The organism is Bradyrhizobium sp., assembly GCF_049512235.1.
Classification (GTDB): Bacteria; Pseudomonadota; Alphaproteobacteria; order Rhizobiales; family Xanthobacteraceae; genus Bradyrhizobium.
This window is the reverse complement of record NZ_JBEKXH010000152.1, coordinates 1-13444: the sequence shown is the minus strand read 5'-3', so window position 1 is coordinate 13444 and position 13444 is coordinate 1. Positions and strand designations below refer to the sequence as shown.

Genomic DNA, 13444 nt, shown 5'->3' with positions numbered 1-13444 from the left:
GACGAGCCGTAGCGTCGACGATGAAGAACTGTCGTAATTGGCACGTGCCTTGCTTCTTATCGGGTATAAGCTCGCAATCCTACCCGGTTCAAGGTCCGACAACGGAGCGCGTCGTTTGCGAATCCTGCTGATCAATCCGAACACCACCACCTCGGTTACTGATCTCATCACCCAATACGTTCGTCCGATGGTCGGCGAGAATGATGAGATCGTGCCGGTGACCGGACGCTTTGGCGCGCGCTACATCTCAACCCGTGCCGCCGCTGCCATTGCCGCCCACGCCGGGCTCGATCTCCTGGCTTCGCATGTCCAAGGTTGCGACGCCGTCTATCTGGCGTGTTTTGGCGACCCCGGACTATTGGCGTTGCGCGAAGTCTCCCCGGTGCCGGTGATCGGCATGGCCGAAGCCTCGTGCCACGCCGCCTGCGCACGCGGCGACCGCTTCGGCATCGTCACCGGCGGGGCGTTGTGGAAGCCGATGTTGACGGAGTTCGTCGCGACGCTTGGCCTCGCCGACCGCTTCGCCGGCGTCCAAACCATTGCTCCGACCGGCGACCTCATCGCCAACGATCCCGACGCCGCGCTGGCTGATCTGGCCAGGGCCTGCGAAGCCTGCAGAACGCAGGGCGGCGCCGATGTCGTCATCCTCGGCGGCGCGGCTCTCGCCGGTCTCGCCGCGCGGCTGCAACCAGGCGTTTCCATCCCTCTGCTCTGCTCCGTCGAAACCGGAATGCAGGCGGTCATCAGCGCCGCGCGCCAGCCGCGGCAGGGTTCGCAGCGCGAACGGGGCCCGGTCAAAACCATCGGCCTCAGTGCAGCGCTGGAGACCTTGCTCGGGGCGACCTCGAATTGATCTGCCGGCGAGAGCCCGTCAGGTGGCCTGCGCCACGGAGGATCGAAAACGCAGGATGGCCAGGCCGAAGAACAGGGCTCCGATGACGGCGACGGCGAGAAATTGCGGCCACACCACGTCCAGCCCGGCGCCGCGGTAGAGAATGGACTGCGCGAAGGCGACGAAATGCGTCGATGGCGACACCTGCATCAGCCGGGCCAACCAGAGCGGCATGCTCTCGAGCGGGGTGTTGCCGCCCGACAGCATGTTCATCGGCAGATAGACCAGCATGTAGAGCAGGCCGAGCTGCGGCATCGACCGCGCGATCGTCCCCAGAAAGATCCCGATCGCGGTGGCGAAGAACAGGTAGATCACGACGCCGACCATGAAGAGCGGTATCGAACCCGCCACCGGGATCCCCAGCGTCATGCGCAGCACCACATACAGCGAAAGCGCGACCGCGACCGTGATCACGAGCCCGTTGGCCCATACCTTCGACAGCGCGATCTCGAACGGCGTCAGCGGCATCACCAGGAGATGATCCAGGGTGCCATGCTCGCGCTCCCGCACCACCGCCGCACCGGCGAGAATGATGGCCAGCATGGTGATGTTGTTGATCACAGCCATCACGCTGGTGAACCAGGCGGTCGTCAGATTCGGATTGAACGCAATCCTGACGTCGAGATTGACCGGCGACAGTCTGGTGCCCTGGGCATGGGAGAGGAAGTCCGCGATCTCGGTGGTGATGATCTGCTGCGCATAGCCGGAGCCAAGGCCGGCCTGCACCATCGCGGTGGCATCGACGTCGACCTGCAGGGCGGGTTGCCGCCCGGCCAATACATCGCGCTCGAAGTTGGGCGGGATATCCACCACGAAGGTGAAACGTCCGCCGTTCATCGCGGGAATGATGTCCCGCTCGGCGATCGGTTTCGGCAGCTGGAACAGCGGCGGAAGGAACGCATGCGCAATGCGGCGCGACAACTCGGAGTGGTCCTCATCGACGATGGCGATCGAGGCATTATGCAGCTCCTGCGCATTGCTCCGCGCCTGCAGCGTTACCGCCAGCGAAAAGGCATAGGCCACCAATCCAAGCAGCACGAAGTCGCGCAGGAAACTGCGCAGCTCCTTGACCCCCAGCCAATAGATATTCGCAGCCTTGCGCATCATCAGCGTTCCTGTTTGCGCAGCAAAAGGACGCTCAACAGCGTCAGCACCGGGACGAAGACCAAAAGCGCCAGCACATCGCCGCCGAGGTCGGCGATGCCGAGCCCCTTGGTGAAGGTGCCGACGCTGATCGGCACGAAGTAGGTCATGGGAAATCCGCGGCCGATGATTTGCGCCTCGGCGGCCAACGAGGAGACCGGCGTCATCATGCCGGCGAACTGGGTCGCGGGCAGAACCGTCAGGATCGCGGTACCGAACAGCGCGGCGATCTGGGTGCGCGTGAACGCCGAAATCAGCATGCCGTAGCCGGTCATCGCCGTCACATAGATCACGACGCCAGCCAGCAGGGTCGGAAAACTTCCCTTCAGCGGCACCTGGAAAACGAACAGCGCCAGCAGCAGCATCAGGGCGAAATTGCCCAGCGCAACGGCGATATAAGGCAACTGCTTGCCGATCAGGAATTCAAGCCGGCTGACCGGCGTCACATAGAGGTTGGTGATCGACCCCAGCTCCTTTTCCCGCACGATGGCCAAAGCCATCAGGATCGCCGGAAACAGCGCCAGCAGCATCGACATATTGGCCGGCACCATCGCATAGATGCTGTCGAAATCCTGATTGTATTTGAACCTGATTTCGATATCGGCCGGCGGCGAGGCAGAAGGCTCCGTGGTTTTCACCGCCGGATCCGTCAGGTACAGCTGGTGCATGCCCTGCAGATAGCCGCGTATGGTTTCGGCCCGGAACGGCATCGCGCCGTCAATCAGCGCGCTGACCCAAACCGGGCGCCCGCGTTTGAGATTGGTGCCGAAGCTTGGCGGGATCTCGACCGCCGCCGATATGTCTCCGCTCTTGAGACGGCTGTCGAGCTCGGCATCGGTATTGATCGGGGCCTTCTCCGTGAAATAAGTCGAGCCCCGGAGCTCCTCCAGATAGGCACGGCTCTCCGGGGTTTGGTCGCGGTCGAGCACGGCGAACGACAGGTTATTGACGTCGGTCGACACGCCGAAGCCGAATACCAGCATCAACAGCGTCGTGCCAAGCAGGCTGAAACCAAGCCGGATCGGGTCGCGCAGCAGTTCCAGGGTCTCGCGGATGGCATAGGCGAACAATCGCTGCAGGCTGAAAAACGAGCGTCCTGCTTTTGGCGGCGGCAGCTGGCGAACGAGGCCGGGCGAGGTGGATAATTCCACGTTGGCGCGCGATCCCGTTGCCGCCTCGAGATAGCTGATGAAGGCGTCCTCCAAAGTGGCAGCGCCGCGGGCGGCGACGAGGTCGGCAGGCGCTCCCGTCGCCAGCACCCGCCCCGCATTCATCAGCGAGATCCGGTCGCAGCGTTCGGCTTCGTTCATGAAGTGGGTCGAGACGAAAATCGTCACGCCATGGTTGCGCGACAGATCGATCAATGCTTCCCAGAAACGGTCGCGCGCCAGCGGATCGACGCCGGAGGTCGGCTCGTCCAGGATGAGGATCTCGGGTTCGTGGACAATGGCAACCGCCAGCGAGAGCCGCTGGCGGATCCCCAACGGCAGATCGAGGGTCCGTTGATCGAGATAATCCCCAAGGCCAAAATATCCGACCAACTCGGCGATACGCACCGACGCCTTTTGCGCCGGCAGGTGGAAGATGTGCGCATGAAGCTCGAGGTTCTGCCGGACCGTCAGCTCGGTATAGAGCGAGAACGACTGCGACATGTAGCCGACGCGATAGCGCACACTCGTGTCATTGGCGTCGAGCGGCCTGCCGAACAAAAGCGCCTCGCCTGATGTCGGCGGCAGCAAGCCGGTCAGCATCTTCATCGTCGTGGTCTTGCCGCAGCCATTGGAGCCGAGAAAGCCGAAGATCTCGCCGCGTTCGATGGTGAAGTTGACGGCGTCGACGGCGGTGAAATCGCCGAAGCGACAGGTCAAGCCGCGCGCGACGATGATCGGATCCCCATCGATGATACGACGCGGCGGAATCTGCAGCCGGCGCCGGCCGCCCGGCTGTTCCGGAAGCAAGGCGATGAAGGCATCCTCGACCGTCGCGGCGCCGGCGCCTGCCTTGAGTTCAGCGGGAGATCCGGTGGCCAGCACCTTGCCGGCGTTCATCGCCGCCAGCCAGTCGAACCGCTCGGCCTCCTCCATGTAGGCGGTCGCCACGATGACGCTCATGCCCGAACGGCGGGAACGGATGCGGTCGATCAGTTCCCAGAACTGGCGGCGGGAGAGCGGATCGACACCCGTGGTCGGCTCATCCAGGATGAGCAGATCCGGATCGTGAATCAGCGAGCAGCACAGGCCCAATTTCTGGCGCATGCCGCCGGACAGCTTCTTCGCCGGCCGGTGTTCGAAGTCAGCCAGTCCGGTGCTGTCCAGGAGTTCCGCAATACGCCAGTTGCGTTCGTCGCGGGATTGTCCGAACAGGCGGCCGAAAAACTCGATATTCTCGCGGACGCTGAGGTCCGGATAGAGGTTCTTGCCGAGCCCCTGTGGCATGTAGGCAATCCGCGGACAAACCTGCGCCCGGTGCCCGGCGTCGGCGATGTCGCCGTCAAGGACCATCGCGCGGCCTTTTTGAATCCGGCGCGCGCCCGCGATGATACTGAGCAGCGTGGACTTCCCCACCCCGTCCGGACCGATCAGCCCGACCATGCAATCGCCGGGTATGCTGATCGTTGCGTCATCGATTGCCATGACCTTACCGTAGGCTTGGGTGATCCTGTCGAGGGCGGCAACAGGCCGGCCCCGGCTGGTCATGGCGCGCCTTGCAGGTTTTTGGGCCATGCCGCAGCCGGGTCGGCGCGCAGGTAGGCCACCCCGGGCAGTCCGCTGCGGACGGACGGCGCGTGATCGCGCGAACGATCGGGATCGATCCGCACCCGGATCCGGAACATCAATTTGTCGCGCTCGCTCTGGGTTTCCACCGTTTTGGGCGTGAACTGCGCCTGGCTCGCAATGAAGGAGACCTTCGCCGGGATCGGTGTGTTGGGGTAGGCATCGAGCAGGATCCGGCCGTCGGTGCCGACCTTGATCCTGCCCGCTTCCGGGGTCGGCAGATAGATGTCCATGTAGACATAGGAGATGTCCAGCATGGTGAAGACTTTGCCTCCGGCGGCAAGCACCTCGCCGATATTGGCGACACGGTATTGAATCCGGCCGTCGCGCGGGGCCACCAGATCATTGTCGATGATGTTGACGGTGGTGAGCCCGACGTCGTGCTCGGATGCTTCGAGCGCGCGTTCGGTTTGTGCAACCCTTTCCGTTGCGGCTCGCAACCCCGCATTGGCGGCATCCAGAGCCTGTTTGCGCTGGTCAAACAGCTCCATGGTCGCGAAACCTTGCTTCAGCAAGCCCTGCGTACGCTCCAGTTCCTGCGCGGCAAGTGTCTGTTGCGTGCGCTGTTGCTCCAGATTGGCATTGGCCTCCGCGATCGCCCGCCGCGCCTGGCTGACCTGCGCCTGCGATTTCTTCAGGGATTCCTGGAGGTCTCTGGTGTCCATGCGGGCGACCACTTGCCCTGACCTGACCATGTCGCCGATCTCGGCGCGCAGTTCCGCGATCCGGCCCGGAAACTTCGTATCGATGTCGATCTCGTCGGCCTCAAGCCGGCCGTTGCCAAAGCTGATGCCGGCGGGCAGTTGCGACTGGGCATTCTTCCACCAATAGAAGCCACCGCCGCCTGCGGCGAAAACGACGATCAACAGCCAGATCGACAACCGTAACCGCCGCCTGGTTCCCGCGCGCGATACAGTTGCCGGCAAATTCCCGGTGGCTGCGACCGGTTGCGGATTCTCAGGCTTGATCGATGGGGATTCGCCCGTCGGGGCGGCTGGTTTCTCACCGACAGCGTTCGTTGGCAGCTGCATTTCTCTTCCGCCATCAAGTTTGATTCTCTTCGCCCTGTCTGGCACCGTCCGCACGGACGGTATTGAGCGATATCAAGCCGAGCGGTGGCGCAAACTCGGGCAAGCGCGAAATCGCTGCAGTTTGGCCATATCGAGGTCATCGAAGCGCGGCTCAATTCTTCCTGTCTATGCGTATCGAAAGAATGAATTAACCTGGAGGCAGGAGCGCGCGATCATGGACTGGACGACAAGCCTTATCGTACAGACCGCTGCAGGCCTGGTCGGTGCTCACCTGGCGGCAGTGGCCTTCCATGAGTACCGCTTTGGCTGGTTGGGACACAGCGTTGTCGGACTGATAGCCGGCGCCCTAAGCGGCTACTTCCTCCAGGAGATCGCGCTCACGGTCGTCACCGGCAGCGGCAGCGTGAATGAACCGAGGTTGGCGGAAGTCGCCGCCATCGAGGCCTTGACGGGTGCGGTCGCAGGCGCCATTGCGATGGCCGCTGTCGGGTTCTTCATTAAGGAAAGCGCGGCAAAAGTACGATAGCTCATAGGGCTCAGCGAACGCGCGCCATCGCCAGCGTTCGTGCCGCCAGCCCAAGCGCCAGCAGCAAGAGCGCCGACGCCAGCAGGAACGGCGCTCCCGGCAATGGCAGCGGCGCCCGTGCGCCGATGAACCAAGCAAATGTCAGCGTGAATAGAAAAGGTCCGACCAGCTGGGCAACACTTTGAACGCTGGTAGTCGCGCCCTGCAGCCGGCCCTGCTGGTCCGGCGCTACCGACTGCGTCATCAGCGCTTGCGTCGCGGCCCCCGCCACGCCCCATAACGCCATCACTGGAATGCCGAGCCAGAACAAAGCACCGTTCGGCGCCGCGCCGAAAATCAGGAAGCCGGCGGCGCCGGAGCCCAGCCCCAGCAACAGCGCGCGCCGCTCGCCGAACCGCCGCACGATCGGCCCGATCGCCGCGCCCTGCACCGCCATCGCGCAGATCCCGACCATCGCCAGCGTCAGGCCGACGGTTCTGGCGTCCCAGCCATATCGGAAAGTCGCATAGAGCACGAAGGTAGAAGGCAAGACCACATGCGCCAGCTGGGCAATGAAATTCACCACCGACAGGCGAGCAAGGATGGGATCGGACCGCAACAGATGCAGCGCCCCAAAAGGATTTGCATTCCGCCATCGGAACCGCGAGCGCCGATGCGGCGGCAGCGACTCGGGCAGGATCAAGAGGCCGTAGAGCGTATTGGCAAAGCTCAAGCCGGCCGCGACCCAGAACGGCAGCCTCGGATTCATGCCCCCGAGCAGCCCGCCGAGCGCCGGACCGAGGATAAAACCGGCGCCGAAGGCAACGCCGACCTTGCCGAACACCGCCGCGCGCCGCTCCGCAGGCGTGATATCGGCGATGTAGGCAAAGGCCGTCGAGACGCTCGCCGAGGTGATGCCCGAGATCACCCGGCCGACGAACAGCCAGATCAATGACGGCGCCAGCGCCATCAGCACATAATCCAGAGCCAGCCCGAAATTCGACAACAGCACCACCGGGCGCCGCCCGAACCGGTCCGACAGCGCGCCGAGAACAGGGGAAAAGAAAAACTGCATCAGCGCCCAGGCGGTGCCGAACAGACCGAAGATCCGCGCCGCTCTCGCGGTATCGTTATCGACAAAACTTTCCACCAGCTTGGGCAGGATCGGCATGATCAAACCGAGCGCGAACATATCGAGCAGGATGGTCACGAAGATAAAGGCCACCGCCGCGCCGTGCACAGGATGCGTTTGTTGGGACGCCTCCTGAAGTGTTTCCCGCGGCGCTTCGAGGACGCTGTCGGAACCTGTTTCGCTCACGAAGGCCGCTTGCGCTTGTGGGCGAAGGGATTGGCCTTCTCGCGCAGCGTTATCCGCACCGGTGTGCCCGGAAGCTCGAAGAATTCGCGCAAGGAATTGACGAGATAGCGCAAGTACGATTGCGGCACGGCGTCGGCGCGCGAGCAGAACAATACAAAACTCGGCGGCCGCGCCTTGGCCTGGGTGATGTAATTGAGCTTCAGCCGCCGGCCCGACACCGAAGGCGGCGGGTTTTTGTCCACCGCCTGCTCGAACCAGCGATTGAGGGCCGCGGTCGGCACCCGCATGTTCCACACCGCATAAGCCTGTTCGATCGCGCTCATCAGGCGGTCGATGCCCTCGCCCATCAGGCCGGATACCGCGACGACCGGCGCGCCTCTGACCTGCGGCAAGCGATCGTCGACCTCGGTGCGCAACGCCGAAATCAGGCTGGACTGTTTGCCCATCAAATCCCATTTGTTGACGGCGATCACCAGCGCGCGGCCCTCGCGCTCGATCAGGTCGGCGATGCGCAGGTCCTGCTCCTCGAACTTGTTCTGCGCGTCCATCATCAAGACCACGACCTCGGCGAAGCGGATGGCACGCAGCGCGTCCGCCACCGACAGCTTTTCCAGCTTTTGCTCGATCCGCGAGCGCCGCCTTAAGCCGGCGGTATCGAACACGCGAAAATCCCGGCCCTGCCAGGTGATCTCGACGGCAATGGAATCGCGGGTGGTGCCGGCCTCGGCACTGGTCAACAGCCGCTCCTCACCGAACAGATGATTGATCAGCGTCGACTTGCCGGCATTGGGGCGGCCGACGATGGCCACCCGGATCGGCCGTTTTGCCAGGTCCTGTTCCGGCTCGATGACGTCGTCATCGTCGAACTCTTCCGGCTCGGAGGCCGGCTCGGGCATCAACCCGCGCAGCGCATCATAGAGTTCGCTGAGCCCCTCGCCATGCTCGGCCGAGATCTGGATCGGCTCGCCCAAGCCCAGCGCGTAGGCTTCCATGGCACCGGCATCGCCGTGCTTGCCCTCGCTCTTGTTGGCGACGAGCAAAACCGGCTTGTTGGCGCGGCGCGCGAAATCGGCAAAGGCCCGATCGTTCGGCGTCAGGCCCGCGCGCGCATCGACCACGAACATCAAGGCGTCGGCGAGCTCAATCGCGGTCTCGGTCTGCTCTTTCATCCGCGCGGTGAGCGATCCCCTGGCGCCCTCGTCGAGGCCCGCGGTGTCGATCACGGTGAATTCGAGATCACCCAGGCGCGCCTCACCCTCGCGACGGTCGCGGGTGACGCCGGGCTCGTTGTCGACCAGCGCAAGCTTCTGCCCGACCAGCCGATTGAACAGTGTCGATTTTCCGACATTGGGCCGGCCGATGATGGTGATCGTAAAGGACATCAGCGATCCCTGCGCCCGCAATGGAGCGCGTGTCAATGAGACTAGGAGGCAAAATCAGCGCGTGAAGGTGCCGCTCGGAATCGGCGCCGGGAATGGCGAAGCCGCTTGTTGCGGCGGCGGCGCGGGCTGAGCCTGTGGCGCGGGCTGCCCTGGTTGCGCGGCTGTCTGATCGGGCGGCGGCGCGGTGGTGCGCCGGCGCACGATTTTCTTGGGCTTGGGCGCCGGCGGCACGGCTGTGGTGCTGCCGTCTTCCTCAGGCGCGGCGGCGGGGTCCGGGGCCGCGGCCGAATCCTGCGCGGGCTCCTTGCTCTTGCCCCGGGATTTCGCCGCCTGCTTTGTTTTGGGGTCCTCGGCCGGCGGCGCCGGCGCGGCAGCCGCCACCGCCTGGGCGTTCTGCTGATCAAGCTGCTGCTGCCCGACGTTGCCCTTATAAAGTTCCTTGGGAACGCCCTGCTCAAGGCCCGGCACGCCGTCGGGGAAGACCGGCTTGCGTTCGCCGGGCAGTTTCTTCTTGGTATCGAGGAAATCCAGCAAATCGGACGGATCCCAGTTGCTCAGGCTGCTGGAGCAGCCGGCCAGCGCGCCCGAAAGCGCGATCAGAACCGCGGCTGCGATCAAACGTTGTGAGCGGCGCATGGTCGATTTCCCAGTCAACTCAGTTCCCTGCCGTCAGCTCTTCGCGACCGGGGGCAACAAAGCCTGCAGGGCCTCGGCGCGCGAGCGCAGGCTTGGCGGCGTCTCGCCGTCGTTGGCAATGAGATCCAGCCACCGCCGCGCCGCCGCCACATCATTGGCGCGCCATGCCGACAGCGCGAGCAGTTCGCGCGCGGTATGGCGGAAGGTCGCGCCCGGCGCCGCGGAAGCCTCGATGCGCACAAGCAAAGAAGGATAGTCAGCACTTTCCAGCAGCAATCCGGCGGCGCGGATCCTGGCCAGATCCTGCTCCGACGCGCCGACGCTGCGATCGGCCGCGATATCGTCATATAGCTTCACTGCGGCTTGCGGATCGCGGGTTGCAACTTCCGCCGCGGCATGCAGCCGTGCCAGCAGGCGATAGCCCGATGGCGCTTTTACAGCGAGGTCTGCAAAAGCCGCTTCCGCCTCGCCATGCTTATTCTGCTCGGAAAGTTCCACTGCCTTGTTGAAGGCCGCACCGGCCTCGGCAGCCTTCTTGGCCTCCAGATATTGGTAGCCGCGCCAGCCGCCGACCGCAGCGATGATCAACAGCGCGCCGGCGATGATGAAGATCGAATATTGCTCCCACAGCTTTTTGAGCTGGTCGCGACGGACGTCCTCGTCAACTTCGTCAAATAATTCAGACACTTAGATGGGTATCCCGTCCGCGCCGGCCAAGCCCAATCCTTAAGGCCATAGAGGCTGAAAATCCGGCGCCGCTGCGGCGATACCTTAGCGATATGGCGGCGGCAAGGCAAAACCCGCCCGATCAGAGTGTTACCCCAGACATCCTTAAGCTCGAAAGGGCCTTGATATCGCGACCTAATGCGGCTGCGGCGCGGCCTCGATGGCAACGGTGAGAGGATTGACCGGAACCGGGAACGCCGCCGTCTCCGACGGCACATCGGGAAAGGTCGTCTCCCAGCCGCCGCCGAGCGCCTTGAACAACTGCACCAGGTCCAGCGCGACGTTGGTCGTGCTGGCAGCATATTGCTGCTCGGCCTGGAGCACGCTGCGTTCGGTGTCGAGCACGTTCAGGAAGTCTGAAACGCCGTCCTTGTAGCGCGCTCGGGCGAGTTCGCGCGCGGCGCGGGAGTGGTCGGCCTGCGCCTGCAATCTGGCGCGGCGGTTCTGTTCGAGGCGGTGGGCGACCAATGCGTTGACGACGTCGTGCCAGGCCTGCAGTACGGTCTTGCGGTAGGTGATCGCCGCTTCCTGCTGCTGGGCTTCGCGCAGCTCGAGCGTACTGCGCAGGCGGCCGCCCTCAAAAATCGGCAAGGTCACGCTGGGACCCACCATGTATTGCAGGGAATTGGCGTCATAGAGATGCTTGATCGTCAGCGAGTCGAAACCGACCGTGCCGTTGAGTTGCACCTTGGGATAGAAGTCGCCGATGGCGACACCGATGGTGGCGGTCGCGGCGTGCAAGGAATCCTCGGCGGCGCGGATGTCGGGCCGTCGCCGGGCCAATTCCGAGGGCACGCCGAGCGGTACGTGCGGCGGTCCGATACGCACCGTGCGTACACCCAATTCGGCCCGTAGCGCTCCCGGCGGTTGATCCAAAAGCAGGCTGAGCGCGTTGATGGCCTCGGATTCCTGCTGCTGCAGCTGCGGAATCTGAGCGCGGATGGATTCGACCTGGGCGGCGGCGTTCTCGACATCGAGGCCGTTCTGCAGACCGCGCTGCTGCCGATCCTGGGCGAGTTGCAGGATATCGCGATCGACTTTCAGATTGTCGTTGGCGATAGTGATCTGGGTCTGCACGCCGCGCAGCTGCAGGTAGTCCCTGGCAAGCTCGGCGAGACTGGACACCAGCGCGTCGCGGCGCTGGTCGGCGGCCTGATCGACCTGGGCATCGGCCGACTCGACCTGCCTGCGGACACGGCCCCAGAGATCGAGTTCCCAGGAGGCGTCGAAGCCGGTGTTGTATTCGTCGATCGGGCCTATCTTAGTGCCGGCAGCGGAGGGCCCGAGCAGTCCGGTCAACAGGCTGGCAATGCCGTTATTGCTGTACTGCTCGCGGGTATATTTGGCACTGCCGTCGATCGAGGGAAACTGGGCGGCGGCCGCGACGCCGCGCTGAAAGCGGCTTTCCGCCAGGCGCAGCGTCGCGGTCTTGACGTCGAGATTGGCGGCGGCGACGCGCTGTTCGAGGCTGGTGAGGATGGGGTCGCGGAACACGTTCCACCAGGTCGGGTCGGTCGGCGCCGGCACGTGCGAGGCCGGGGCTTTGCCGTCGCCCGTGAAAGAGACTTCCGGAAGATGGGAGTCCGGCTGGACGAAGTTGGGCCCCACGGTGCAGCCGGCGAGGGCGGCAGAGCAGCAGAAAGCGGCCAAGAGGTTCTTGAGCGCGCCGAGGATCATCAATGGGCTCCGCCAGCGGGACGGCCGCCGGTCTTTGGCGAGAGCAGAAAACAAAAGGGTACCACGATGAAGGCCACGATGGCCGAATAATAGAACACGTCGGAATACGCCAGAATGGTCGCCTGCTCGCGAAAGGCCTGGTAGACCTGTCCTGTCGCCACCTGGTTCACCGCGGCTCCGGCGTGTCCCATCGCCCGCAAGGACTGCGCATAGCTTGCGATCAAGGTCTCGTAGGGCTGGTGGAACGGACTTGCCCATTGCGACAAATAGGTCTGATGGACCTGGGAACGTTGCGTGACCTCGGCGGTCGACAGCGAAATGCCGATCGAGCCGAACACGTTGCGGAACATCGAGAACAGCGCCGCGCCGTCGCCGTTGAGCCGGCGCGGCAGCGTCGCGTAGGCCACCGTGCTGATCGGCACAAAGAGGAAAGCGAGGCCGCAGGTCTGCAGGGTTCGCATCAATACCAGCGTTCTGAAATCGATGTTCGGTGTCAGCCCGCTCGAATACAACAGCGCTCCGCCCATGATCATGAAACCCGTCGCAATGATGTAGCGGGTTTGCAGCACCGTCATCAATCGGCCGACGATCGGAATCAACACGATGACGGCTATCCCTCCGGGCGACAGGACTAGCCCTGCCCAAGTCGCGGTATACCTCAGGGTCTGCTGGGCGAATTGCGGGATGATCACGGCGCTGGCATAGAGGATCGCGCCCATCGCGGCGATCATGATGCACCCGCCGGCGAAGTTTTGGTCCTTGAAGACGGCGAGATCGACGATCGGTTTGCTGGCGGTCAACAGCCAGCCGATGGCGCCGAGAATGCCCAGAAAGGCGATCAGCGCCATCACCCAGATGAAGCCGGATTGGAACCAGCCCTCGTCCTCGCCGCGGTCCATCATGATCTGCAGCGAGCCGAGCCCAAGGGTAATCAGCGACAGGCCGATGTAATCGATGCCGCGGCTTTTCTTGTTCTTCTCCCAGGGCGGATCCTCGACCAGGATCGAGACCAGGAATACCGCAAGCACCCCGACGGGGATGTTGAGAAAGAAGATCCAGCGCCAGCTCGCCTGATCGGTGATGTAGCCGCCGAGGGTCGGACCAAGCACGGGTGCGACGATGGTAGCGATCGCGGTGACACCGAAAGCCGCGCCGCGTTTGGCCGGTGGAAATGTGTCCAGGATGATGGATTGCTGGTTGGGTTGCAGCCCGCCCCCGAAAAAGCCTTGCGCGAGCCGGTAGATGATGATCTGGGCAAGACTGCCGGCGGTGCCGCACAGAAACGAGCAGACCGTGAACATCGCGATGCAGATGATGAAATAACGCTTGCGCCCGAGCAGATCGCCGAGCCAGCCCGATA

General features: G+C 63.9%; 11 protein-coding genes. 2 read left to right on the top strand and 9 right to left on the bottom strand.

From position 1 onward, the window contains the following. Nucleotides 1-115 precede the first annotated feature (115 nt). The gene (locus ABSG20_RS15925) at nucleotides 116-853 is read left to right on the top strand and encodes an aspartate/glutamate racemase family protein (RefSeq protein WP_423865467.1); all 738 of its coding nucleotides are present in this window, start codon (nucleotides 116-118) and stop codon (nucleotides 851-853) included. Nucleotides 854-871: 18 nt separating this feature from the next. Here ABSG20_RS15925 and ABSG20_RS15920 read toward each other — a convergent pair whose 3' ends face one another. The 3 genes from ABSG20_RS15920 to ABSG20_RS15910 are packed head-to-tail and all read right to left on the bottom strand — an operon-like array spanning nucleotide 872 to nucleotide 5840. Further along, the gene (locus ABSG20_RS15920; protein ID WP_423865466.1) at nucleotides 872-1996 is read right to left on the bottom strand and encodes an ABC transporter permease; all 1125 of its coding nucleotides are present in this window, start codon (nucleotides 1994-1996) and stop codon (nucleotides 872-874) included. Between the two features lie 2 nt (nucleotides 1997-1998). Further along, nucleotides 1999-4731: a ribosome-associated ATPase/putative transporter RbbA gene (gene rbbA, locus ABSG20_RS15915; RefSeq protein ID WP_423865465.1), complete on the bottom strand. Its 2733-nt coding sequence runs from the start codon at nucleotides 4729-4731 to the stop codon at nucleotides 1999-2001. Continuing rightward, entirely contained in the window at nucleotides 4728-5840 is a 1113-nt protein-coding gene (locus tag ABSG20_RS15910; RefSeq protein WP_423865464.1) for an HlyD family secretion protein, read from the bottom strand. Before ABSG20_RS15910 ends, rbbA begins: the two co-directional genes overlap by 4 nt. 214 nt (nucleotides 5841-6054) lie before the next feature. On the opposite strand from ABSG20_RS15910, the gene ABSG20_RS15905 reads away from it, so the two are divergent. Beyond that, entirely contained in the window at nucleotides 6055-6366 is a 312-nt protein-coding gene (locus ABSG20_RS15905) for a hypothetical protein (RefSeq protein WP_423865463.1), read from the top strand. A 10-nt stretch (nucleotides 6367-6376) separates the two neighbouring features. Here the strand turns inward: ABSG20_RS15905 and ABSG20_RS15900 are convergent, their stop codons facing one another. From ABSG20_RS15900 to ABSG20_RS15875, 6 genes are all read right to left on the bottom strand, one after another. Then, nucleotides 6377-7585, bottom strand: coding sequence for a TCR/Tet family MFS transporter (locus tag ABSG20_RS15900; protein WP_423865468.1), 1209 nt, complete (start codon nucleotides 7583-7585; stop codon nucleotides 6377-6379). A gap of 74 nt (nucleotides 7586-7659) precedes the next feature. After that, nucleotides 7660-9045: a ribosome biogenesis GTPase Der gene (der, locus tag ABSG20_RS15895; RefSeq protein ID WP_423865462.1), complete on the bottom strand. Its 1386-nt coding sequence runs from the start codon at nucleotides 9043-9045 to the stop codon at nucleotides 7660-7662. 54 nt (nucleotides 9046-9099) lie between these two features. Further along, the gene (locus ABSG20_RS15890; protein ID WP_423865461.1) at nucleotides 9100-9681 is read right to left on the bottom strand and encodes a hypothetical protein; all 582 of its coding nucleotides are present in this window, start codon (nucleotides 9679-9681) and stop codon (nucleotides 9100-9102) included. A gap of 33 nt (nucleotides 9682-9714) precedes the next feature. Further along, nucleotides 9715-10368 carry a tetratricopeptide repeat protein gene (locus ABSG20_RS15885; RefSeq protein WP_423865460.1) on the bottom strand — a complete coding sequence of 218 codons (654 nt, stop codon included), beginning with the start codon at nucleotides 10366-10368 and terminating at the stop codon, nucleotides 9715-9717. 174 nt (nucleotides 10369-10542) lie between these two features. Next, entirely contained in the window at nucleotides 10543-12084 is a 1542-nt protein-coding gene (locus ABSG20_RS15880) for an efflux transporter outer membrane subunit (RefSeq protein ID WP_423865459.1), read from the bottom strand. After that, a partial coding sequence (locus ABSG20_RS15875; protein ID WP_423865458.1) for a DHA2 family efflux MFS transporter permease subunit occupies nucleotides 12084-13444 on the bottom strand: 1361 nt, incomplete at its 5' end. The genes ABSG20_RS15880 and ABSG20_RS15875, both read right to left, overlap by 1 nt.